The organism is Pseudofrankia saprophytica (genome assembly GCF_000235425.2).
Taxonomy (GTDB): domain Bacteria; phylum Actinomycetota; class Actinomycetes; order Frankiales; family Frankiaceae; genus Pseudofrankia; species Pseudofrankia saprophytica.
The window spans coordinates 5,161,627-5,184,320 of record NZ_KI912266.1; the positions used below are offsets into that span (position 1 = coordinate 5,161,627).

Annotated in this window: 13 protein-coding genes and 1 pseudogene; 1 reads left to right on the forward strand and 13 read right to left on the reverse strand. The window is 75.6% G+C overall.

Annotation, left to right across the window (positions count from 1 at the left end; translation table 11 throughout):
• Positions 1 to 29 precede the first annotated feature (29 nt).
• The 13 genes and pseudogenes from FRCN3DRAFT_RS0221740 to FRCN3DRAFT_RS0221795 form a co-directional block, all read right to left on the reverse strand.
• Positions 30 to 1,706: a (2,3-dihydroxybenzoyl)adenylate synthase gene (locus FRCN3DRAFT_RS0221740; RefSeq protein ID WP_007509289.1), complete on the reverse strand. Its 1,677-nt coding sequence runs from the start codon at positions 1,704 to 1,706 to the stop codon at positions 30 to 32.
• Complete coding sequence (locus FRCN3DRAFT_RS45635) at positions 1,703 to 6,814, reverse strand: salicylate synthase (protein WP_007509288.1); 5,112 nt, start codon at positions 6,812 to 6,814, stop codon at positions 1,703 to 1,705. Before FRCN3DRAFT_RS45635 ends, FRCN3DRAFT_RS0221740 begins: the two co-directional genes overlap by 4 nt.
• On the reverse strand, positions 6,811 to 7,086 hold the full coding sequence (locus FRCN3DRAFT_RS0221750; protein ID WP_007509287.1) for an MbtH family protein: 276 nt from the start codon (positions 7,084 to 7,086) through the stop codon (positions 6,811 to 6,813). Before FRCN3DRAFT_RS0221750 ends, FRCN3DRAFT_RS45635 begins: the two co-directional genes overlap by 4 nt.
• 147 nt (positions 7,087 to 7,233) lie before the next feature.
• Positions 7,234 to 8,157: an ATP-binding cassette domain-containing protein gene (locus FRCN3DRAFT_RS57825; protein ID WP_425343350.1), complete on the reverse strand. Its 924-nt coding sequence runs from the start codon at positions 8,155 to 8,157 to the stop codon at positions 7,234 to 7,236.
• Between the two features lie 3 nt (positions 8,158 to 8,160).
• Positions 8,161 to 8,985, reverse strand: a pseudogene (locus FRCN3DRAFT_RS57830) (ABC transporter transmembrane domain-containing protein); the annotation flags it as partial.
• Positions 8,978 to 10,723, reverse strand: a complete 1,746-nt coding sequence (locus FRCN3DRAFT_RS45640; RefSeq protein ID WP_007509285.1) for an ABC transporter ATP-binding protein — start codon at positions 10,721 to 10,723, stop codon at positions 8,978 to 8,980. The gene FRCN3DRAFT_RS45640 and the pseudogene FRCN3DRAFT_RS57830, both read right to left, overlap by 8 nt.
• A gap of 184 nt (positions 10,724 to 10,907) precedes the next feature.
• Complete coding sequence (locus tag FRCN3DRAFT_RS0221765) at positions 10,908 to 11,828, reverse strand: ABC transporter ATP-binding protein (protein WP_007509283.1); 921 nt, start codon at positions 11,826 to 11,828, stop codon at positions 10,908 to 10,910.
• A gap of 79 nt (positions 11,829 to 11,907) precedes the next feature.
• Positions 11,908 to 12,978 carry a FecCD family ABC transporter permease gene (locus FRCN3DRAFT_RS0221770; RefSeq protein WP_007509281.1) on the reverse strand — a complete coding sequence of 357 codons (1,071 nt, stop codon included), beginning with the start codon at positions 12,976 to 12,978 and terminating at the stop codon, positions 11,908 to 11,910.
• Positions 12,975 to 14,030 (reverse strand): FecCD family ABC transporter permease, encoded by a 1,056-nt coding sequence (locus tag FRCN3DRAFT_RS0221775; RefSeq protein WP_232794110.1) that lies wholly within the window; start codon positions 14,028 to 14,030, stop codon positions 12,975 to 12,977. The genes FRCN3DRAFT_RS0221770 and FRCN3DRAFT_RS0221775 overlap by 4 nt, the downstream gene beginning before the upstream one ends.
• Positions 14,027 to 15,781 carry an ABC transporter ATP-binding protein gene (locus FRCN3DRAFT_RS0221780; protein ID WP_007509278.1) on the reverse strand — a complete coding sequence of 585 codons (1,755 nt, stop codon included), beginning with the start codon at positions 15,779 to 15,781 and terminating at the stop codon, positions 14,027 to 14,029. The genes FRCN3DRAFT_RS0221775 and FRCN3DRAFT_RS0221780 overlap by 4 nt, the downstream gene beginning before the upstream one ends.
• Positions 15,778 to 17,529 (reverse strand): ABC transporter ATP-binding protein, encoded by a 1,752-nt coding sequence (locus FRCN3DRAFT_RS0221785; protein ID WP_007509276.1) that lies wholly within the window; start codon positions 17,527 to 17,529, stop codon positions 15,778 to 15,780. Before FRCN3DRAFT_RS0221785 ends, FRCN3DRAFT_RS0221780 begins: the two co-directional genes overlap by 4 nt.
• Positions 17,529 to 19,457: an ABC transporter ATP-binding protein gene (locus FRCN3DRAFT_RS0221790; protein ID WP_007509274.1), complete on the reverse strand. Its 1,929-nt coding sequence runs from the start codon at positions 19,455 to 19,457 to the stop codon at positions 17,529 to 17,531. Before FRCN3DRAFT_RS0221790 ends, FRCN3DRAFT_RS0221785 begins: the two co-directional genes overlap by 1 nt.
• Positions 19,454 to 21,385 (reverse strand): ABC transporter ATP-binding protein, encoded by a 1,932-nt coding sequence (locus tag FRCN3DRAFT_RS0221795; RefSeq protein ID WP_007509272.1) that lies wholly within the window; start codon positions 21,383 to 21,385, stop codon positions 19,454 to 19,456. The genes FRCN3DRAFT_RS0221790 and FRCN3DRAFT_RS0221795 overlap by 4 nt, the downstream gene beginning before the upstream one ends.
• 302 nt (positions 21,386 to 21,687) lie before the next feature.
• Between FRCN3DRAFT_RS0221795 and FRCN3DRAFT_RS0221800 the strand changes: the two genes are divergently transcribed.
• Positions 21,688 to 22,692 carry an ABC transporter substrate-binding protein gene (locus tag FRCN3DRAFT_RS0221800; RefSeq protein ID WP_007509270.1) on the forward strand — a complete coding sequence of 335 codons (1,005 nt, stop codon included), beginning with the start codon at positions 21,688 to 21,690 and terminating at the stop codon, positions 22,690 to 22,692.
• The last annotated feature ends 2 nt before the right edge of the window (positions 22,693 to 22,694 follow it).

The following is a 22,694-nucleotide window of genomic DNA, read 5'->3' on the forward strand; positions in this document are numbered from 1 at the left end:
CGCCCTGACGGCGCCGGCCCGGGGCGGCGCTAGCCGAGGCGGTGCCGCAGCTCCCGCTTGTCGATCTTTCCGACCGCGGTGAGCGGCAGCGCGTCGACGACCGTGAGCAGGTCGGGGAGCATGAAGCGGGCCAGCCCGCGCTCGCGCAGGAACGCCTTGAGCGCCTTGAGGGTGAGCGTCGCCCCGGATGCCAGGACGACGACCGCGCGGACGCTCTCGCCGACCTGCTCGTCGGCCGCCGCGACGACGGCGGCCTGCGCGATCGCCGGGTGGGCGAGCAGGTGCTGCTCCAGCTCGCCGGCGGAGACGTTCTCGCCACCGCGGTTGACGACGTCCTTGATCCGGCCCTCGACGACCAGGTTGCCGCTGGGGGTCCGCCGGACCAGGTCACCGCTCTGGTAGAAGCCGTCCGGGCTGAAGGCCGTCGCGTTGTGCTCGGCGGCCCGGTAGTAGCCGCGCAGGGTGTAGGGGCCGCGGGTCCACAGCTCGCCGACCTCGCCGGGAGCGACGTCGGCACCGTCGGCGCCGACGATCCGGATCTCGTCGGCCGGCGCGAGCGGACGGCCCTGGGTGGTGAAGGCCAGCTCGTCGCCCTCGTCCAGGCGGGTGTAGTTCAGCAGCCCCTCGGCCATGCCGAAGACCTGCTGGACGCCCGCGCCGAGGGCCGGCGGGATGCGCCGGGCCAGTTCGGCGTCCAGCCGCGCGCCGCCCACCTGCAGCAGGCGCAGGCTGGAGGTGTCAGGCCGTTCCCACTCGGCCGCGTCGACCCAGATCCGCGCCAGCGCCGGCACCAGGGCGGTCACCGTGACCCGCTCCCGCGCGATCAGGTCGAAGGCGACGTCCGGGCTGGGCGAGCTCGCCATCACCACGGTCGCCCCCACGCCGAGCGCGCCGAGGATCCCGGGGCAGGCCAGCGGGAAGTTGTGCGCCGCGGGCAGCGAGACCAGGTAGGTGTCCTCGGCGGTAAGCCCGCACAGCTCGGCACTGGCCGCCGCATTGTACGCGTAGTCCCAGTGGGTGCGCGGGATCAGCTTGGGCTTGCCGGTCGTGCCGCCCGAGATGAGCAGCACCGCGACGCCGGCCGGGTCGGGAGCGGGCGGCGTCGCGGCCCGGCCGTCGGCCCGCGCGGCGGCGCCGGCCGCCGCGAGCGCGTCGAGGCCGGTGAACTCGCCGGCCTCGCCGGCCACGAGGACGCGGCGCACGGACGGGACCGTCGCCGCGATCTCCCCCGCCAGCACGCGGTGGTCGAAACCCTCGTGGGTGTCCGGGACCGCGTAGGCGACGGCGCCGGACAGCCGGGCCAGGTGCTCGATCTCGACCCGGCGGTGCGCCGGCAGCGCCAGCACCGGGATGACGCCGAGCCGCAGCGTCGCGAACAGCAGCGCCACGAACTCGGCACGGTTCGGCAGCTGGACCAGGACGCGGTCGCCGGGGGCGATGCCGAGCTCTGTGAGCCCGGCGGCCAGGTCGTCCGCGGCCTGGTCGAGCTCGGCGTAGGAGAGCCGGACCGGGCGTGACGCCGGCCCGGCCACGACGGCCGTGGCCGCGGCGGACCGGGCGGCCCAGTCCCGGAGCCGGTCGCCCAGCGGGCCGCCGTCCCAGTAGCCCTCGGACACGTAGCGGCGGGCGAACTCCTCCGGCCAGCGGACCCAGCCGTCCGCCGCGTCCGGCTGGGCGGTGAGGTCGGTGACCGGCGGGGCGCTCACCGCTGCGTCCCGGCGACGTCGGCGGCGCCTACCTGCTCGGCCTGATCGGTCCGCGCAGCATCGTCGACCTGCTCGGGCGCGTCGGCCTGCTCGGCCACGTCGAGGAGCCGGGCCTCGATCTCGTCGTCGGAGAGCGCGGCGATCTCCCAGGCGATCGCCGCGACCCGGTCGAGGCGGCCGGGCGTGGCCTCGGCCGCGCGCATGCCGTCCGCGAGCCCCGCCACCGTCGGCGCGCCGAAGACCATCCGCACCGTCACCTCGCCGGTGTCGAGCTCCTCGCGCAGCCGCGCCACGACGGACGTGGCCAGCACGGAGTCGCCGCCGAGGGCGAAGAACTCCTCGTCTACCCCGAACTCGCCGACGTCCAGCACCTCCCGCCAGACGCTCTGGATCACCCGCTCCAGGTCCGACCGCGCCGGCGCCGAGGCGGGGCGGGGGCCGGCCTGCTCGCGCTCCAGAAGCGTGCCGACGGCGCGCCGGTCGATCTTCCCGTTGGCGCTCAGCGGGAGCTCGGCCACCACGACGACGCGGTCGGGCACCATGTGCGGCGGCAACAGCGCCCGCAGGCCCGCCTGAACCGCCCCCTGTGCCCGCGCCTCGTCGGTCCCCGCGGTCAGGACGACGACCGCCCCGAGCGCGGGCGGGCGCCCGGCGGCGCCGGGGGTCAGCGCGGCCACCCCGGCCCGGACCCCGGGCACCGAGCCGAGCGCCGCCTCGATCTCGCCGAGCTCGACCCGGAATCCCTTGATCTTGACCTGGTGGTCGCGGCGGCCGAGGAACTCGACGGTGCCGTCCGACTGGTAGCGGGCCAGGTCGCCGGTGCGGTACCAGCGGGCACCCTCGTGGGTGACGAACCGGTCGGCGGTGCGCTCCGGGTCGCCGCGGTAGCCGCGCGCGACGCCGGCGCCGCCGATCCACAGCTCGCCGGCCACGTGATCGGGGCAGTCGCGGCCCAGGGCGTCCACCACGCGCAGCGCGACGTTGCGAAGCGGCGTGCCGTAGGGCACCGAGCGCCACTCGGGCGGCACCGGGCCGCCCCCGGCGACCTCGCACACGGTGGAGTGGATCGCGGTCTCGGTCGTGCCGCCGAGGCCCAGGAACCGGCAGCCGGGGACGGCCGCCTCCAGCCGGCCCGGCAGATCCACGCCGACCCGGTCGCCGCCGAGCAGCACCGCGCGCAGGCTGTGGCCCAGGGGCACGCCGGTGGACAGGACCAGGTCGAGCACGGCCGGCACGCAGTTGAGGATCGTGACGCCGCCGGCGATGAGCTCGGCCCACCGGGTGGCCTCGCGCCGGGACTCCTCGTCGACGATCACGACGGCGCCGCCGCAGGACAGCGGGGCGAAGACGTCGAAGACCGACAGGTCGAAGTCGAGGGCCGAGACGGCCAGCGTGCGGTCCGCCGGGCCCAGCCCGAGGCGGTCGATCAGGTCGTCGATGGTGTTCATCGCAGCCCGGTGACCGACCTCGACGCCCTTGGGCTGGCCGGTCGAACCCGAGGTGAACAGCACGTAGGCGGGTTCGTCCAGGCGGTGGGGATCGTCCGCCGCGCCCAGTGTGAGCGCGCCGCGCGGGGCGGCCTCGCGGGCGTCGTCGAGGCGCAGCGGGGTCACGCCGGCCGGCCATTCCTGGCCGGCCGGCAGCGCGATGACGGTGCGCAGCCCGGCCGTCGCGGCGATCTGCGCGACCCGGGCCGGCGGCTGTTCCACGCCGACCGGCACGTAGGTCGCTCCGGCCGCGAGCACGCCGAGAACGGCGACGACCTGGTCCGGCCCCTTCGGGAGGCTGACGCCGACCAGCTCGCCGCGCCGGGTGCCGCGGGCGATCAGCGCGCCGGCCACGGCCGTCGCCCGCTCGGCGAGCTCGCCGTAGGACAGCGAGCGGCTCCGGGCCGCTCCAGGCGCGGACGCCGGCTCGTCCCAGAGCAGGGCGGGCGCGTCGGGACGGCTCCGCGCCGCCGCGAAGAACCCCTCGTGCAGCAGGCGGGTAGACGCCGGCCCGGCCGTCGCCGCGACTCGGCGGCGCACCGCCCGGGTGGACTCGTCGAGCAGGCCGTCGACGGGCTGGTCCCAGGCCCCGCCGCCCGCGCTGCTCGCCGAGCCCAGGTCGGCCAGGTCGCGCACGAGCCGTTCGAACGCCGCGAACATCGCGTCGACGACGCCGGGCGCGAAGGAGCCCTCGCGGATGTCCCAGTTGACCAGCAGCCCGCCGTCGAGCTCGGTGACCTGGGCGTCCAGCAGCACCTGCGGGCCCTGCGAGATGATCCACACCGGCTGGCCGAACTCCCGGCGCACCGGGGCGTCGAACAACTCGCCGAGGCCGAGCGCGCTGGTGAACACGACCGGCGCCAGCACCGGCTCGCCGTGGCGGCGGCCCAGGTCGCGCAGCACCTCGACGCCGGAGTAGTCCGCGTGGGCGGCGTCGGCGTGCAGCCGGGCCTGGACCTGGCGGCTGCGGTCGACGAACGGCACGCTGTCGGTCAGGTCGATCTCCAGCAGCACCGAGCTGGTGAAGTCGCCGACGACCCGGTTGACGTCGGGGTGCAGCTGCTCGCGGTCGAACAGCGGGACGTTGAGCAGGAACCGCGGCTGCGCGCTCCAGCCGCCGAGGACCTCGGCGAACGCGGTCGCGACGGCCATCGCCGGGGTCACGCCGCGCTGGTGGGCCGCGCGGCCGAGGGCCTCCCGGGCCGACGGCGGCAGCTGGAAGTGGCGCCGGGACACGCGCGGCACCGCCGCCGGGTCGCCGGGTGTGGCTGGCTCGCCGGTGCCTCCGGTCGCCACCGGGGTCGACGCGAGCGCGAGCTGGGGCGCGCCCGGCAGGCTGGGCAGGCGGTCGAGCCAGGCGGCACGGGCCTGGGTCACCGCCTCCGGACGGGCGGCGCCGTGCTCCGCCCGGTAGCGGCGGTAGCTGTAGGCCAGCGGGGGCGCGACGTCGTCCGGGCGCTCGTACAGGTCGGCCAGGTCGGCGAGCAGCACGCGGTAGCTGACGGCGTCCGCGGCGACCATGTCGACGTCGAGGTGGAACCGGGTCGCGCCGCCGGGCCGCAGGCTGAGCGCGGTCGAGAAGACCTCGCCCCGCTCGATGTCCAGCATCTGGTGGGACAGTGCGTCGCGGACGGCGGCCAGCCGGGCGGTGGCGGTGTCCTCGTCGAGGTCGCGCAGGTCGTGGACGGTCAGCCCGCGCCAGCCGGAGACCGGCTCGACGACCTGGCCGCCGTTGTCGGTGATCCGGGTACGCAGGGCCTCGTGCCGCTCGACGAGCCGCTCGATCGCGGCCGACAGCCGGGCCGGCTCGAGGCCGCTCCCGTCGAACTCGGTGTAGATGTGGGCGGCGACGCCCCCGTAGGTCTGGCCCGCGGCGCGCCCGACCCAGTAGGCGTGCTGCATGAGCGCCAGCGGGAACTCGGCGCCGGCCTCGGGCTCCGCCGCCGCGGAACCCACTGGCCCGACGGCCGCCGGCGTCGTCCCGGTCCCGGCCTCGGCCTCGGTCCGCGGCGGGGCCGAGGGCCGCCGGCTGGTCAGCAGCTTGAACCAGCCGTCGAGGGTCGGGGTCTCGGCCAGCTCCGCGAAGTTGACCTCGATCCCGGCCCGCCGCCACTGCCCGATCGCCTTGATCAGGGCGATCGACTCCAGGCCCAGTTCGAACAGGTTGTCCTGGTCCCCCAGCGCCGCCGGGTCCTCCTCCAGCAGCTCGGCGACGGCGCGCCGCAACGCCTCGAGGTCCTCTGCCGCCACCGAACCGACCAGCCCCGAGCCGGGGGCGACCGCGGCCGGCGCTGGCGCCACGGGCGGCCGGGCCGGCACGAGGAAGCGGCTGACGCTGCGCAGCTTCTCGCGCGTCTCCTCCAGCTCCCGCTCCGGGCGCGACGCCCCGACGATGCCGGCGCCGGCGCGCAGCCAGGTACGGCCATCGCGCTGGAACACCGTGCGCAGGACGAGGGCGGCGTCGATGGCGCCGTCCGAGGTCGCGCTGATCACGGCGCCGCTGTAGAGGGCGCGCTGCCGCGGCTCGTAGCCGCGGATCGCGGCGCACGCGGCGTCCTTCGGCACGCCGGTCGCCGTGATCGACGGGAAGACGGCGGCCAGCGCGTCCCAGCCGTCCTTGCCGGGAACGAGCCGGCCGCTGACCCGCGAGGCCAGGTGCTGGACGCTGCCCCGCTCCAGGACGTTCATGAACTCGTCCACGACCAGCGTGCCCGGCGCGCACAGCGGCCGCAGCTCGTCCTGGACCGCCTGTACCGACACCGCGTGCTCGTAGATCTCCTTCGGGTCGCGCAGCAGGTCGTCGCGCCGGCCCGCGTCGCCGTCGTCGCCGAGCAGCGCCCTGGTGCCGGCCAGCGGCTGGCTGGAGACCCGGCCGTCGGCGCTGACCTCGACCACGGTCTCCGGGCTGAAGCCGATCGCGCGCTCACCGGCCAGGTCGACCAGGAAGGACCGGGCGGGCGTGTTGCCGCGCCGGCCCAGCTCGTAGGTCGCGACCAGGTCGATCTCGCCCTCGACCGGGACGACCCGGGAGGCGATCACCTTGCGGATCCGGCCGGCCGCGATGTCCTCGACGGCACGCGCGACCGTGCGCCGGTACTCGTCGGCGTCGTGCTCAAGGTCGGCCAGCGGCCGGGCCTCGCCCGCCACGGCGGCGTCCGCGCCGGTCAGGATCGCGGCCAGGGCGTCCAGGTCGGCCGGGTCGGCCGCGCGCAGCAGCGCGCCGGTCGCCGACAGCCGCGCCTCGCGGGCCGGGATGACCAGATGGGCGAGCGGGTCGGCGCTGACCGGCCCGGGCAGCCCGAGCTCGCGGGGGCCGAGCTCGAAGCCGGCCCAGCCGCACGCCCGCCAGTCCGCGATCGGCAGGACCGACAGGACGCGGGCGAGGGCGCGCAGCGGGGAGCCCTCGACCGGTTCCACCCGCCAGCCGCCGTCCGTCCGGTAGCGGATCTCGTCCCAGTACAGGACGATCTCGGCCAGGGCGCCCGAGCCGCAGCGCCATTCGCCGTCCTGCTCGTACACGGTGACCGGAGCGGCCGCGCCGCGGGCGAACCGGGCCGCCGCCGCGAGCGGGTCGCCCACTCCGGGCACCGTCCGTTCGCGGTAGACCACCGGAGCCGTCATCGCGACGTACCGGACTCGACGCCGTCGCGGCTGGCGTGGACGGCGAGCGAGGCCGGGCGGTCGGCCTCCATCCGGGCGATCAGGCTGGCCGGACGCAGGTCCGTCCAGTTGGCCTCCACGTACTCCAGGCAGGACGCCCGGCTCGCGGCCCCGTGCACGGTCGTCCAGCCCGCCGGCACCGGCGCGAACGTCGGCCACAGCGAGTGCTGGCCCTCCGCGTTGACCAGGACGTAGAAGCTGCCCATCTCGTCATCGAACGGGTTGGTCGACATGAGGTGCCCGTCTCCTTGGATCTCTGCCCGCTGAGTCTCAGCCCGCGACTTAGGCTCGCTTTACTTTAGGTAATCCTTACCTAAAATCGCCACATTCGTCTACCCCTGTGGGTCCGGATTCCTGTAGCTCCGGCTCGCCGAGCCGGGTCAGCTCAGCCGGCCGGCCTCGACCCGCACGACCCGGGGCAGGCGCTCGATGGTGGTCGGCCGGTGCGCGATCACGATCAGGGTCCGGCCGGGCCGGAAGCGTTCGACGGCCGTCTCCAGGCGGCGCGCGATGTCCGGGTCGAGGTCGGCCGTCGCCTCGTCGAGCACCAGCACCGGCGGGTCGACCAGCGCGGCCCGCAGCAGCCCGACGATCTGCCGCTCGCCCGCCGACAGCCGGTCCCCGCGCGCGCCCAGGTCCGCGTCCAGCCCGCCCGGCCGCCGGGCGACCCAGTCCGCCAGGCCGAGGAGCTCGACCGCGCGCTCCATCGCCGCCCGGTCCGGCGCGCCAGGCGTGAGTGCCAGGTTCTCGGCCAGCGTGCCGGTGATGATGTGCACCTGCTGGGGGATGAGGACGATCCGCGACCGGACCCGTTCCGGCGGGACGGAGCGCAGGTCGACGCCGCCGTAGCGCACCGTCCCCACGTCCGGCTCGTAGAGCCCGGCCAGCAGCTTGGCCAGCGTGGTCTTGCCGGATCCGGTGGCGCCGACCAGGCCGGCCCGGTCCCCGGCGGGGAAGGTGACCGAGACGCCGCGCAGCACGTCCGCGCCGTCGACGTAGCCGAACCTCACCCCGTCCGCGACCAGGTCGCCACGCGCCGGCAGGTCGCTCCCCCGCCCCGGCGGCCCGTCCGACCCCGACACCTCGAGGGATCTGGCCGTCTCGATGTACACGGGCGCCTCGGCGTGGCCGGTCGCGGCGGCCGGCGGCAGCGTCTCGAGCAGGTCCGTCAGACGGGCGAGGCCCACCCGGGCCAGCTGGGCCTGCCCGGCCAGCCCCGCGAGGGTGAGCCAGCTCTCGAACAGGTTGCGGGTCGCGACCACGAACACGACGACCGTGCCCACGCCCAGGTGCCCCGCCCGCACGAGCCAGACGCTCAGCAGCAGCAGCGCCGCGGTGGCCAGGCCCTCGATCATCCCGAACAGCTCCAGGCGGTTCTGGACGGCGATCGTCCGGTCACCCGCCCGCAGTAGCTCGTCGTTGTCCGCCCTGAACCGGCGGACCCACTCGTCCGGCCGGCCCGGCGCCACCAGCGCCTCGAGCGCGCCCAGCGACTCGGTGAAGGTCGCGGTCATCGCCGCGTCCGCCGCCGCCTGCCGGCCGAACGCCGCCGGTGCGCCCCGGTTGAACCAGGTCACGACCACGAACGCGACCGGCACGAACAACACGAGGAGCAGCAGCGCGAGCAGCCACGAGTAGACCAGCAGCAGCACTGTGGTCAGGACGACGGTGAGGCTCATGCCGATCAGGTTGGGCAGCTGGTCGCGCAGGAAGAGGGTCAGGTCGGAGATCTCACCGGTCGAGCGGCGCAGCAGGTCGCCCGTCCGGTGCGCCTCGATGAAGCGCAGCGGCGCGCCGGCGAGGCGTTCGACGACGAGGTCGCGCAGGCCGCGGATCGTCCGTTCCCCGGCCGCCGACAGCAGCACCTCGGACCACCGCAGCAGGAACATCCGGGCGACGACGAGCCCGGCCATCAGGACGACCGCCCACCACAGCCGGCCCCGGTCGCCGGCCGTCACGGCGTCGACACCCGCGCCGATCACCGGGGCGATGCCCACCACCGCCGCGGTGCTCGCCAGGCTCGCTAGCACCGCGCCGGCCAGGATCGCCCGGTGCGGCCGCAGGTAGGGCCAGAACCGCCGGAACACCCCGGCGGTGGACGGCTCGTCGGCCAGCACCCGGACCTCAGCCATTCCCGCCTCCCACCCCGACGGTCTCGTCGTCGCCCTGCTCCCCCGCCGGCACGGATTCCCGTGCCGGCCCCGGCCGCGGCGTGCCGTCGGAGGGCGCGGGCGTGCCGTCCGCCGTCAGCCGCAGCACGCGGTCGGCGGCGGCGAGGACGGACGGGCGATGGGAGATCACGACGAGCGCGGACTCGGGCGACCACGCCCGCAGCCGGCGCAGGATCGTGGCCTCGGTCGCGGCGTCGACGGCCGCGGTGACGTCGTCGAGGATGAGGACGTCCGGGCGGCCGACCAGCCCGCGGGCCAGCGCGAGTCGCTGCCCCTGGCCGCCGGACACGGACGCCCCGCGCTCGCCGAGCTCGGTGTCGTAGCCGTCGGGCAGGCTCATCACGAAGTCGTCGACGGCGGCGACCTCGCACGCCGCCCGCAGCTTGCCGAGCTCGATCTCGCGGCCGACCCGCAGGTTGTCCGCGACGGTGCCGGCGAGGATCAGCGGCCGCTGCGGCACGAGGCCGATCCGGCGGGACAGCTCGAGGCGGGAGACCCGGCGCAGGTCGACGCCGCCCAGGCCGACCGCGCCGGTCGCCGGGTCCTCCAGCCGGCACAGCAGGTGGGCGAGCGTGGACTTGCCGCTGCCCGTCGGGCCGGTCACGGCGACGAACTCGCCCGGCTCGACGCGCAGGTCGACCGGGCCGAGCACCCGGCGCCCGTCGCGGTGCGCGGTCGCGGCGGTGGCGCGCAGCGAGCCGCGCGGCGGCGGGGTCTCGGCGTCGGCCGGGTCGTCGTCCTCGACCGAGGTGTCCAGGACCTCGGCGATGCGCCCGGCCGCGACCCGGGCCTGGCCCCGCTGGGAGAGCAGATCGACCGCGACCGTGACGGCCAGCGTCAGGGTCGTCATCCAGGAGGTGAAGGCGACCAGTCCGCCGATGGTGAGGTCGCCGCGCAGCGCCGCCAACCCGCCGACGGCCAGCCCGGCCGCGATCGAGAGCCGGGGCACCGCCGGCGGGATGGCCGTCCACGACGCCGAGACGCGCGCGGCCGCCATGGTGTGCGTGGTGAGCACCGCGCTGCGGTCGTGGTGGCGGCGGACGAGGGCCGACTCGCCGCCGATGCCGCGCACCGCGGCGCTGGCCGAGAGCAGGTCGTCCACGGCGTCGGCCCGGGCGGCGAACGCGCCGGAGAGCTTCTCGTTCGCCGCGTCGAACCGGCTCGGGAAGTACGCGTTCGCGAGCGCCACGAGCGGGATGGTCACCACGCCCACGACGAGCAGCGGCCAGGAGAGCAGGGCGAAGGCGGGCAGGACGACCAGGACGGTCACGACGATGCGGACCCAGATGGCGAGGCTCTGCACCCACAGCCGGACCAGGTCGACGTCCCGGGTCACCCGGGTGGCCAGGTCGCCGTGCCCGTAGCGGGCCAGCGCGGGGCGGTCGAACGCGGACACGCGCTGGACCAACGCCGCGCGCAGCGTGTGCGCGACGCGGTTGGCGGCCCGGCCTGACCACCACTGCCCGCCGGCGGCGCCGAGCATGAACACGACGGCGACCAGCGCCGTCAGCCCGGCCCAGACGAGCGTGCCGTGCACCGAACGCGGGGTGATGCCCCGGTCGAGGGCGCGCTGGATCCCCCACGGGAGGGCGAGCATCCCGGCCTGCTGGACGACCGTCGCCATCCCGCCGAGAGCCAGCTCGCGGCGTCGTGCCCGCAGTTGCGCCCTCAGCAGTCGGATGCCCGCCGTGCTGTCCAACCCCGCACCGTCCTGACCGGATCGAGCCCGCGCCATCCGACCAGCCGCTGGGCGCGGCTGCAGGCGGGCGAGGTCGACAGCCCGCGGCCCGCATGATCGGAGACAGCGAGCAGCGGTTACCTGCCCGAGAAACTTAGGTATAGCTAACTTAATATTTACATGGCAGTCAACCCATGTCGACGGGTCAGCTCGCCTCCGTGACCGGTCCGGCCGGTCCGGCCGGTCCGCTCGACGCACCCGCGACGCTCGGCACCCCGACCGCATCCACCGCCGCCACCGGGGTCGCCTCCACGGCCTCGTCCACCGTGACCGGACCGCGGCGCCGATCCCGGTGCACCGGGATCACCAGCGGCGTCCCCGACTCCGGGTCGTCGATGACCCGGCAGTCCAGGCCGAAGACGTCCGCGACGAGGTCGGCGGTGACGACCCCGGCCGGCGGCCCCTGGGCGACGATCCGCCCATCGCGCATGGCCACCAGGTGATCGGCGTACCGGCTGGCCTGGTTGAGGTCGTGCAGCACGGCCACCAGCGTGTGCCCCTCGTCCGCGAGCAGGTCGGCGCACAGGTCCAGCACCTCGACCTGGTGGGCGATGTCCAGGAACGTCGTCGGCTCGTCGAGCAGCAGGATCGGCGTCCGCTGGGCGAGGACCATCGCGAGCCACACCCGCTGGCGCTGACCGCCGGACAGCTCGTCGACCAGCCGGTCGGCGAGTTCCGTGACGTTGGTCCTGGCCATCACCTCGGCCACGACCCGCTCGTCCTCCCGCGACCACTGCCGCAGCAGCCGCTGGTGCGGATAGCGGCCACGGGCGACGAGGTCGGCGACGGTGATGCCGGCCGGCGCGGTCGCCGACTGGGCCAGCAGGCCGAGCCGGCGGGCGACCTCCTTCGTCGAGTACGACGAGATCAGCGCGCCGTCGAGGTGGACCGCGCCGGCCTGCGGGCGCAACAGGCGAACGAGCGCGCGCAGCAGTGTCGACTTGCCGCAGGCGTTCGGGCCGACGATGACGGTGAACGCGCCGTCCTGGATGTCGATCCCCAGCTCGCGGGCCACGACCCGGTTGTCGTACGCCAGGGTGAGGTCACGGGCGCTCAGCCGCGTCATCGGCGGTCCTCCTTCGTCGACCGGTCCGTCGGCGACCGGCCGGGTACGGCGCCGGCCCGAGGGCGGCGCCGGCGCGGTGTCACGCCGGCCGCCGCTGGCGGACCAGCAGGACGGCGAGGTAGATGCCGCCGATCGCGGCGGTCGCCACGCCGACGGGGAGCTGGGTGGGGGCGAACAGGCGCTGCGCCGCCAGGTCGCTGACGGTGACCAGTGCCGCGCCGGCCAGCGCGGTCGGTACCAGCGGCGGCGACGGTGCCGCCGTCAGCCAGCGGGCGAGCGGCGGGGCGGTCAGCGCGACGAAGCCGATCGGTCCAGCCGCCGCCGTCGCGGTCGCCGCCAGCGCCGCCGCGGCCAGGATCAGCGTGAGGCGGCACCGCTCGACGTCGACCCCGAGCGCCTTCGCGGTGTCCGTCCCCAGCTCCAGGTAGGCCAGCCGGCGGCCCTGGTAGATCCCGATGGGCACCAGGACGACCAGGGCCACGGCCAGCGGCCGGGCCTGCTCCCAGCCGCGGCTGTTCAGGCTGCCGATCAGCCAGACCTGCGCCGTGACCGCGTCCGCCAGCGTCGCCCGGGTGATCAGGTAGGAGTTGACGGCATTCAGCAGCGCGGCCGTCGCGATGCCGACGAGGACCAGCCGCGCACCGGCGAGGCCGCGCCGGTAGGCCAGCAGGTAGACCGCCGCGCCGGTGACGACGCCGCCAGCCAGCGCGCCGAGCGACGCCTGCGTCGCGTCGCCGCGCAGGACCAGCAGGACGATCACCGCGCCGGTGGCCGAGCCGGTGGTGAAGCCGAGGATGTCCGGGCTGCCCAGCACGTTGCCCGAGACGCTCTGGAAGATGGCGCCGGACAGCGCCAGCGCGGCACCGACCAGCAGGCCGGTCAGCAGGCGCGGCAGCCGCAGCGTGTTGACCACGAAGTCCGTGCCGCCGTCGCCGTGCCCGAGCAGGGCGCGCACGACGTCGCCCACCGGGATCGAGTAGTCCCCGGTCGTCAACGTGGCGACGCCGGCGGCGACGATCACCACGACGAACCCGACGCTCAGCGCGACGGAACGCGGGACGACCCGGACGGACACCGCGTCGCCGCCGAACCGGGCCACCCGGTGGCGCCACACCGACGGGCGGGCCACGGAGGTGGCCGAGGTGGTCACGCCCGACCCAGCCGGGCGCGGCGGCACAGCACGATGAACACCGGCGCCCCGACGAAGGCCGTGACGACCCCCACCTGCAGCTCCCCCGGGGCGATGATCGTCCGGCCGACGAGGTCCGAGCCGATCAGCAGCACCGGGGCCAGCACCGCGGAGTACGGCAGGACCCAGCGGTTGTCGGGCCCGGCGATCACGCGGGCGATGTGCGGGACGGCCAGACCGACGAACGTGATCGGCCCGGCGGCGGCGGTCGCCCCGCCGCAGAGCAGGACGACGGCGACCGCGCCCGACACCCGGGCGCGGTGCAGGCGGACGCCGAGCCCGCGCGCCGCCTCGTCGCCCAGCGCGAGCGCGTTCAGCGGCCGGCCGAGGGCGCACGCGACCAGAAGGCCGACGGCCATGAACGGCGCCGTCGCGACCAGGCTGCCCGATCCCCGCACCGCCAGCGAGCCGACGTCCCAGTGCCGGAACTGGTCGAACGTGCGGGTGTCGAGCAGCAGCGCTGCGTACACGAACGAGCCGAGGATCGCGGTGGCGGCCGCGCCGGTCACCACCAGGGTCGCCGGCGACGTCCCCGAGCGGCCGGTGGCACCGATCGCGAACACGGCCACCGAGGTCAGGGCGGCGCCGACGAGCGAGAACCACACGTAGCCGGCCGGGCTGGTGAGGTCGAAGACGGAGATCGCGACGACGACCGCGGCGGACGCGCCGATGCTGACCCCGAGCATCCCCGGCTCGACCAGGTCATTGCGGGTCAGCGCCTGGGTCAGCGCCCCGGCGACGCCGAGCGAGGCGCCGACCATTAGGCCGAGCAGCGTGCGCGGGATCCGCAGGTCGTGGACGACCACCGCGGCCTGCGAGCCGTCGTCGTGCCAGAGCACCCGCCACACGACGCCGAACGAGAGGTGGTTGGCGCCGATCCAGACGCTGAGCAGGCACACCCCGGCCAGCACGAGCACCGCGAGCACCAGGCCGGGCAGGCGCCGCCGCCGCGGCTCCCAGAGCCGCCACCGGACCTGGGCCACCGGCTCGGCCTGGTGCTCTGTCAGGATCACGGGCACCCCGGCTGGTCCCGGCGCTCGACGCCGTGCAGCCGCCAGCCGCGGGCACGGCCGCGCTCGCGCCAGAACGCGGCGTACCGCCCGTCCCGGGCGAGCAGCTCGGCGTGCGGTCCGCACTCGACGACGCGGCCGCCGTCGAGCACGGCGATCTGGTCCGCGCGCACGATGGTGTCCAGCCGGTGCGCGATGACCAGGACCGTGCGGTGGACGGCGAGCTCGGCGAGCGCGGCGTGCACCGCGGCCTCGTTCTCCGTGTCCAGGGACGCGGTGGCCTCGTCGAGCAGCACGATGGGCGCGTCCTTGCACAGGGCACGGGCGATGGCGACGCGTTGGCGCTCGCCGCCGGACAGCAGCCGGCCGCCCTCGCCGACGCGGCTGGCCCAGCCGTCCGGGAGCCGGGCGACGATGGAGTCCACCCGCGCGCGCCGGGCGGCGTCGCGGACCTGTTCCGGGGTGGCGTCGGGGTTGCCGAAGCGGATGTTGTCCTCGACGGTGGCGTCGAACAGGTAGACGTCCTGGAACACGAGCGCGAGGTGGCTCAGCAGCTCGGCGCTGGTGAGGTCGCGGACGTCGACGCCGCCGACGCGCACCGAGCCGGCGCCGACGTCGTGGAAACGGGCGATGAGCTTGGTGACGGTGGTCTTCCCCGAGCCGGACGCGCCGACGAGCGCGGTGGTACGGCCGGCCGGGATCGTCAGCGTCAGCCCGGTGAGCACCTCCGGGCCTTCGGGGTAGCCGAAGCGGACGTCCGCGAGCTCGATCCCGGCGTGGCCGATCCGCTGGCCGGCCGCGGGTTCCGGCAGCGGCTCGACCGCCAGGAGCTCGTCGATCCGCCGGGCGGACGCCTGGGAGCCGCGCAGCGCGCCGCCGAGGCCCACGAGCGCGTCGAGCGGCCGCAGCAGGCTGATCCCGAGGACGACGACGGCGATCATGCGGGCCGGGCCGAGGTGGCCATGCGTGGCCAGGGCGAGGCCGGTGAGCAGCAGGGCGGTGAAGGCGAGCTGGATGCCGAGCTCGCCGAGGTACTCGCCGGGCAGCGAGCCGACGACCTCGCGCCGCGCCGCCCGGTGCTGGCCGGCCAGCGCCTCGTCGAGCGACGCCCGCCCGGCGGCGGCGTTGCCGGTGGCCCGCAGCGTCGGCTGGGCGCCGGCGAACTCGACCAGCCGGCTGCCGGCCTCGGCGGTGGCGGCGTGGTGCGCCGCCTCGGTCCGTTCGGTCAGCCGGCGGCCGACCGCGAGCGCGACGAGGACGACCGGGACGACGAGCAGCGCGGCGATCCCCACCCGCCAGTCGAAGACGAGCAGGAACACCGCGATCGTGGCGGGGGTCAGGACCGCGCCGAGCAGCGCCTGGGCGAGGAACACGGTGTTCGCGACCCGGGCCACGTCACCGACGATCAGCTGCGGCACCTGGCCGGCGCGGGGCCCGTCGAACCAGCCCAGCGGCAGCGTCAGCAGCTTGTCGCCGATGCGGGTGTAAAGCGCCCGCCGCAGCGCTGCCGACAGCCGCAGCGCCCGCGACCCCAGGTAGTAGTGCGCGAACCAGCCGACGCCCGCCGCGGCGGTGAGCGGGATCAGCCACCAGGAGGCGGTGGCGGTCCGGCCCTCGAGCAGGGCGATCAGCAGTGGGACGAGCACCCCGAAGGCGACGCCCTCGCTCACCGCGTAGCCGGCCACGGCCACCAGGTAGCGGCCCAGCGGCCGGTGCTGACCGGCCGGGATGGCATCCCGCAACGGGCCCGTCACAGCTCACCTCCCTGCTGGGCGCGCCACAGCTGCGCGTAGCGCCCGCCGGCGGCGAGCAGCTCGTCGTGCCGGCCGCGTTCGACGAGACGGCCCTCGTCGAGGACGAGGATCTGGTCGGCCTCGGTGACCGTGTACAGGCGGTGCGCGATCACGAGCAGGGTCCGGCCGGTGGTCAGCTCGGCCAGCGCGTCCTGGATCGCCGCCTCGGAGTCCGGGTCGGCGAACGCGGTCGCCTCGTCGAGGACCACGACCGGCGTCCCGGCGAGCAGGGTGCGGGCGATCGCGACCCGCTGCGCCTCACCGCCGGACAGGAGGGCGTCCTCGCCGACCACCGAGTCGTAGCCGCGCGGCAGCGCGCGGATCCGGTCGTCGACGGCGGCCGCGCGGGCGGCGGCGCGCACCGCCTCCTCGGTCGCGTCCGGGACGGCGAGGGCAATGTTGTCGCGGATCGAGCGGCGCAGCAGGACGGCGTCCTGCAGCAGGAACCCGACGTGGCGGTAGAGGTCGTCCCGGTCGAGGTCGCGCAGGTCGACGCCGCCGAGCCGGATGGCGCCCTCGGAGACGTCCGCGAACCGCGCGAGCAGCATGGCCAGCGTCGACTTCCCCGCCCCGGACGGCCCGACCAGCGCCGTCACGGTGCCCGGCGCGAGCGTCGCGCTGACCCCGCTCAGGACCCGATGCCCGTCGGTGTAGCCGAAGTGGACGTCGGCGAACTCCACCGTCAGCGGGCTGCCCACCGGGCGGGCCCTGCCCGGGTCGACGGTCGTCTGCCGGGGCTCCCGCAGCAGCTCACCGATGCGGCCGGCCGCTCCCTGGGCGCTCTCCCGCAGGTCCTGGGCCAGGTAGATCGGGGTGAGCTGCTCGAACAGGCCGACCGCGAGCAGGGCGAAGGCCACCAGGTCCACCGGGTCGCTCCACCCGGCCGCGACCAGCCCGGTCCCGACGGCGGTGACCGCGAACACCACGGTCGCCGGGGCGACCGTCGCCCTGGCCACGCCGCGGGGCCGCAGGAAGATCCGCTGTGCCTGCTCGTCGGCGTCGACGTACTCGGCCGCGGCCGTGGTGAACCGCGCCGCGCCCCGGCCTCCGGCGAACGTCTTGACGACGCTGATGCCGCGCACCGTCTCGAGCACGGCCGCGGTCAGCTCGGTGTTCGCCGCCGCGATGCGCCCCATCTGACCGGTGGCGCGGACCTGGACCCGCATCCGGATCGCCTGGGCCGCGCCGACCATCAGCACCGTCACCAGGGCCAGTGGCCAGTCCACCCAGAGCAGGTAGCCGACGACCACCACCGGGCCGGCCACGGCCGCGGCCAGGTCCCCGCGGGCGTGCGCCACGGCGTGGTGCAGCGTCGCCACGTCGTCCTGCGCCGTGGCGCGTACCCGGGCCGACACCCCGCCCGCGAACCAGCTCAGCGGCAGCGCGCCCAGCTGCTCGGTCAGGCGGCGGCGCAGCAGGTAGGCGAGGTCCGCGTCGGCGAGATGGGCCAGCAGGCTCGCCGACGCGTACAGCGCGAACCGGGCCACGAGCAGCCCGACCGCCAGCCACGCGAGCGGCCAGACCGACTGCCCGGACCCACTGAGCTGTCCCGACCCGCCCAGCAGCCGCCGCGCGATCTCCACCAGGACGACCGCCGGCGTGACCACCAGCACCGCGGCCAGCGCCTGCAGGCCGGCCGCCACCGTGACCCGGACCCGGACCGGCCGCCGCAGCTCGGCGAGATCAGGCGTGACCAGTTCGGCGGCCATCAGGCCCTTCCTTCGACGGGAGCCAGCACGGACCCGCCGAGGGGGTCCGGGCGGTGGGCGGTCCAGGCCGACCAGAGGGTGGCGTAGGGGCCCGGGGTGGTCACCAGCTCGGCGTGCGGGCCGGACTCGACGACCCGGCCCTCGTCGAGCACGACGACGCGGTCGGCCGTGGCCGCCTGGGCGAGGCGGTGGGCGACCAGGATCGCGGTCCGGCCGCGCAGCGCCGCGTCGGCGGCGGCGTCCAGGGCGCGGGCCGCCGCGCTGCCGGCCTCGGCGGTGGCCTCGTCCAGGATCGCGACCGGCGGGTCGGCGAGCACGAGGCGCGCGAGTGCCAGCTGCTGCGCCTGCGCGACGGTCAGCCGGTGCCCGCCCTCGCCGACGACCGTGTCCAGGCCCGCCGGCAGCAGCCGCGCCCAGGCGAGGGCGCCGACCACGCCGAGCGCGGCGTCCAGCTCGTCGTCGGTGGCGTCCGGCGCGGCCAGCCGGAGGTCGTCGGTCAGTGGGCCGGCGAACACGTGCACCTCCTGGGTGACCAGCGCGACGGTGCGTCTGGCCGCCGCCGGCCCGAGTTCGTCGAGCGAGACGCCGCCGATCGACACCGAACCGCCTGACGGCCGGTGGATACCAGCGATCAGCTTGGCCAGCGTCGTCTTGCCGGCGCCGCTGGCGCCGACCAGCGCGACCCGCTCCCCCGCCTGGACCGTGAGGTCGACGTCGCGCAGCACGTCATGCCCCGGGCGGTAGCCGAACGTCACCCCGGCAACGCACACGGACGCCGCGCCCTGTTCGATCAGGGCGCTCGGCGCCGCGGGCATCGCCGTCGCGACCGGCGCGCGTGGCCCCGACCGCGCTACGGCGGGACCCGGCTCGGGCTCCGGCGTGCTCTCGGCCGGCAGGTCGATGACGCCGACCAGGCGGGCGAGGCTCGCGCCGGCGGCCTGGGCGTCGTCGACGAGGCTGAGAGCGGCGTTGATCGGATTGAACAGGTTGTGGAAGTACAGCGCGGCCGCGGTGGCCGTACCGATGCTGACCGCGTCGTGCCGGACCAGCAGGAACCCGGTCGCCAGCACCGCGGCGAGCCCGACGAACTCCGCCAGGTTCAGCCGGCCGAAGAACCGGGTGAGCAGCGCCGTCCCCGACAGCGTCCAGCGCACGGCCGCCGCGGACCGCTCCTCGACCCGTCCCAGCTGTCGGGGGCCCAGGTGGAACGCCCGGACCGTCGCCGCTCCGCCGACTGTCTCCAGGAGCTGCTGCTGCTGTGCACCGGCGGCGATCCGCTGCGTGGCGTACACCGCCGGCGCGGTCCGCGCGTACCACCGGACCGTCACGGCCTGCACGGGGGTGGCCAGCAGCGCGGCCAGCAGGAAACGCCAGTCGAGCACCGCGAAGCCGACCAGGGTGAGCCCGATCGTCAGGCCGGCGCGGGCGAACTGCGGCAGCGCCGACCGGACGACGTCGGCGATCATCCCGACGTCGTTGGTTACCCGCGCGGTGAGGTCGCCCGTCCCCGCCGCCTCGACCCGCTCCAGCGGCAGGCGCAGCGCCCGGGCCACCAGTCGTTCGCGCAGCTCGGCGAGCATGTCCTCGCCGAGGCGCGCGACCAGGGACTCGCCGAGGACGGTCAACCCGCCGGCGACGATCGCGACCGCGACCAGGAGCAGGAACGGCGTCGTCATCGAGGGGGGCCCTTGGCCGTCGACGGCGAGGTCGACGAGGTGCCCGAGGATCGGCGCGGTCAGCAGTCCGACGCCCGTCGCGGCCGCGACCGCTGCCAGCGCGACGACGGCCAGCGCCCGCCGCGTGCGCAGCAGTTCGCCGAGGGCGGCCCGGGTGCGCGCGCCACTCGCTGTCGGCAGCAGCACCGGGCCTGGCGCCGTGTCGGCCGTCGACCCGGTGTCGGCCGTCGACCCGGTGGCAGCGGCGGTCACGCGAGCACCGCCGCGCGGTAGCCGGCGTCGCGGTCGAGCAGGTCGCGGTGCGTGCCGTCGGCCCGCACACCGCCGCCGTCGAGCACCACCACCCGATCGGTCACCGCCAGCAGCGCCGGGCTCGTCGCGACCAGCACCGTCGTGCGCCCGCGCCGCAGCTCGCGCAGGCCGGTGGCGATCCGGGCCTCCGTGACGGTGTCGACGGCGGTCGTCGGCTCGTGCAGCACCAGGACGGGCGGGTCGGCGGCGAGCGCGCGGGCGAGCGCGACCCGCTGGCGCTGGCCGCCCGACAGCGACCGGCCGAACTCGGAGATCTCCGTGTCGACGCCGTCGGGAAGCGCCCGCGCGACCTCGTCGGCCCCGGCCGCCGCCAGCACCGACGACAGGTCGGCGACGCGCGGTGGCGCCTCGGCCGCGCCGGCTCCGATCGTGGCGCCTCCGCTCGTGACGGGTCCGCTCGTGACGGGTCCGCTCGTGACGGGTCCGGCCGCGCCGCTCGCGGCGAAGCCCGAGGCGACGTTCTCGGCGAGGGTGCCCGCGAACAGGTCCGCGTCGTGGGCGGCGACGAGGAGCAGCCGGCGGGCCTCGCCGGGCGGGAGGTCCGCGAGCGAGACGCCGTCGAGCTCGACGACGCCGGCGTCCGGGTCACGCTCGCGCGCCAGGCAGCGCAGCAGGGCGCCCGCCGCGTCCGGGTCGGTGACGACCAGGCCCAGCAGCTCTCCCGGGACGACGTCGAGGTCGACGGCGCGCAGCTCGCCGGCGCAGGCCAGGCCGTCGATCCGCAGGCGGCCGCGCGCCGGATGCGCCGGATGCGCCGGCGGGCCCGCCTGTCCGCCGGCCACCGCCGGCCGCGCGCAGAGGACCGTGGCGATCCGGGTGGCCGACGCCCTGGCCTGGGCGAACTGGCCAAGGACGGTGGTCAGCATGCTCAGCGGGCTGAGCAAGTACTGGGCGAGCCCCACCGCGGTGACGAGACCGCCGATGCTGATCTCGCCGTGCGTGGCCAGCCGCCCGGCGACCAGTGCCACCACCGCCAGGAAGATCCCGTTGAGCGCGAGCACCGCACCCTCGAACCCTGCCTGGGCCCGGGCTGCCCGCAGCGTCGCGGCCAGCGAGTCCCGGCTCGTGCGCCGGTAGCGGGCCACAGCGGCGTCCTCGGCGCCGATGCCCTTGAGCACCCGCAGGCCGGTGGCGAGGTCGGTGGCCACGCCCGACGCGCGCGCGGCGCGTTCCTGCTCGACCGCGCTGCGCCTCTCCAGCGGCCGGCCCAGCAGGTGCGAGATCCACAGCAGCGGGGGTGTGCCGAGCAGCACCAGCAGGCCGAGCACGACCGACACGTTCAGCAGCGCGACGGCGGCGACCACCAGGCCGGCAAGCCCGGCGGTGCCGCCCGGCATGACCAGGTTGACGGCGCTGGCACGCCGGACGTCGCTGGTTGCCAGGTTCGTGAGCTCGCCGGCGAGGCGGCCGGCCTCGGCCCCGCCACGGTCGTCGACGACCCGGGCCGCCACCCGCAGGCGCAGGTCGTGTCCAGCCCACTCGGAGGCGTTGACCGTCACCCGGAAGCCGAACCGGAAGCCCATGGACAGCAGGACGAAGTCCGCGGCGAGCACCGCGAGCCAGAGCAGCAGGTCACTCGTCGCGCCGTGCGCGACCGCCCGATCGATGATCACACCGATCAGGACGGGGACGAGGGCCTCACCGCCCTGGTGACAGATCGCCCCCACGACGCCGCCGACCAGCCGGCGCCGCTGGCCGCGCACCGCCGCGTGCAGCAGGTCCCCACCCGTCGGATGGTCCCCACCCGTCGGATGGTCGTCGCTCGTCGGACGGTCGTCGCTCGTCAGGTCCGCCGCGCCCGACGGTGGTGCGCCACCCGCGGCGGGCTGCGCACCACCGTCGGTGGGCGGTGGCACGACGACGTTCACGGGCAGCTCCCTCCGTCGAGTCCTGGCAGGTCCGAGGGCTGCGCGGGACGCGCCGCGCCGCGCGCGAGGGCCGGCCCCGCGCCGTCGGGTTCGCGCCGGGCAGCCGGGCACCTCAGGTGTCTATCAGGTTAGGTAAGCCAAAGCTAAACATGTCATGCTATGACCTGGAGCGATGCGCGCTGTGCGCTGCGTGGGCGAGCCTCTGACGGGCGGGCATGGCGAGGCGTCCAGTCGGACGTGTGACGGACGCCACGCCGCCGGCTGGATGACGATGGACTTGTAACTAAGGTAAGGCTAACTTCATGCTCAGATCCAGCCGAATGTGGCGAATGTTCCTGGCGCTGGTGGCGGCGGTGCTCCTCGCCGGCACCGCCGCCGCCTGCGGCTCCGACGACGACAGCGACGCGGCGCCCGCCGCCACGGCCGACTCGCAGACCCTGCCCACCCCGGTCACTGTCCAGCACGTCTACGGCAGCACCACGATCAAGACCATTCCGAAGCGGGTCGTCACCCTCGACCTGCAGTGGACCGACGTGATGCTCGCCATGGGCGTCACGCCGATCGCCTACACGGTCGACCCGGGAATGCCGGCTGCCGGCGTCCCGTGGGAGAAGCTGCCCGCGGACTCCGTGAAGCTCTCGGCGACCGACGGCCTGCCGGTCGAGAAGATCCTCGCGCTGAAGCCGGACCTCATCGTCGCGGCCTACGCGATCCAGGACGAGGAGACCTACAAGCTGCTGTCCGCCAGCGTGCCGACCATCGCCGGCCCGCCAGGCGACGCGGTGCCGGCCTGGCAGGACCTCGCCCGCACCGCGGGCAAGCTCCTGAACGACCCCACCAAGGCCGAGAAGGTGATCTCCGACGCGGAGGCGCCGGTGACGGCGGCGGCCAAGGAGCTGCCGGAGCTGAAGGGCAAGACGTTCGCCCTGGCGCAGTACATCGTCGGCGACTCGATGTACATCGTCGGCGACCCGAAGGACGGCTCCAGCCTGTTCTTCGAGGACTTCGGCATGACGCTCTTCCAGCCGGTCCTCGACGAGGCCAAGAAGACAGGTGAGACAAGGGTCAACGTGAGCACCGAGCGCGCCGACCTACTGCGCGCCGACCTGCTCGCCTTCCTCGTCAACGGTGGCGACGAGAGCGACCTCAAGGACATCCCGGGCTTCGACCAGCTTCCGGGAACGGTGGCCGTCCTCGACTACGCGACGATCGTCGGCCTGAACACGCCGTCGCCGCTGTCGATCCAGTACTCGCTGGAGAAGCTGCGGCCAGCCCTCGACAAGGCCGCGGGCAAGGCCGGAGCCTGATC

Bases quoted from the DNA above. Each gene is read 5' to 3' on its own strand.
- FRCN3DRAFT_RS45635 (WP_007509288.1), bottom strand. From the start codon at position 6,814: ATGACGGCTCCGGTGGTCTACCGCGAACGGACGGTGCCCGGAGTGGGC.
- FRCN3DRAFT_RS0221750 (WP_007509287.1), bottom strand. From the start codon at position 7,086: ATGTCGACCAACCCGTTCGATGACGAGATGGGCAGCTTCTACGTCCTG.
- FRCN3DRAFT_RS0221765 (WP_007509283.1), bottom strand. From the start codon at position 11,828: ATGACGCGGCTGAGCGCCCGTGACCTCACCCTGGCGTACGACAACCGG.
- FRCN3DRAFT_RS0221785 (WP_007509276.1), bottom strand. From the start codon at position 17,529: ATGGCCGCCGAACTGGTCACGCCTGATCTCGCCGAGCTGCGGCGGCCG.
- FRCN3DRAFT_RS0221800 (WP_007509270.1), top strand. From the start codon at position 21,688: ATGCTCAGATCCAGCCGAATGTGGCGAATGTTCCTGGCGCTGGTGGCG.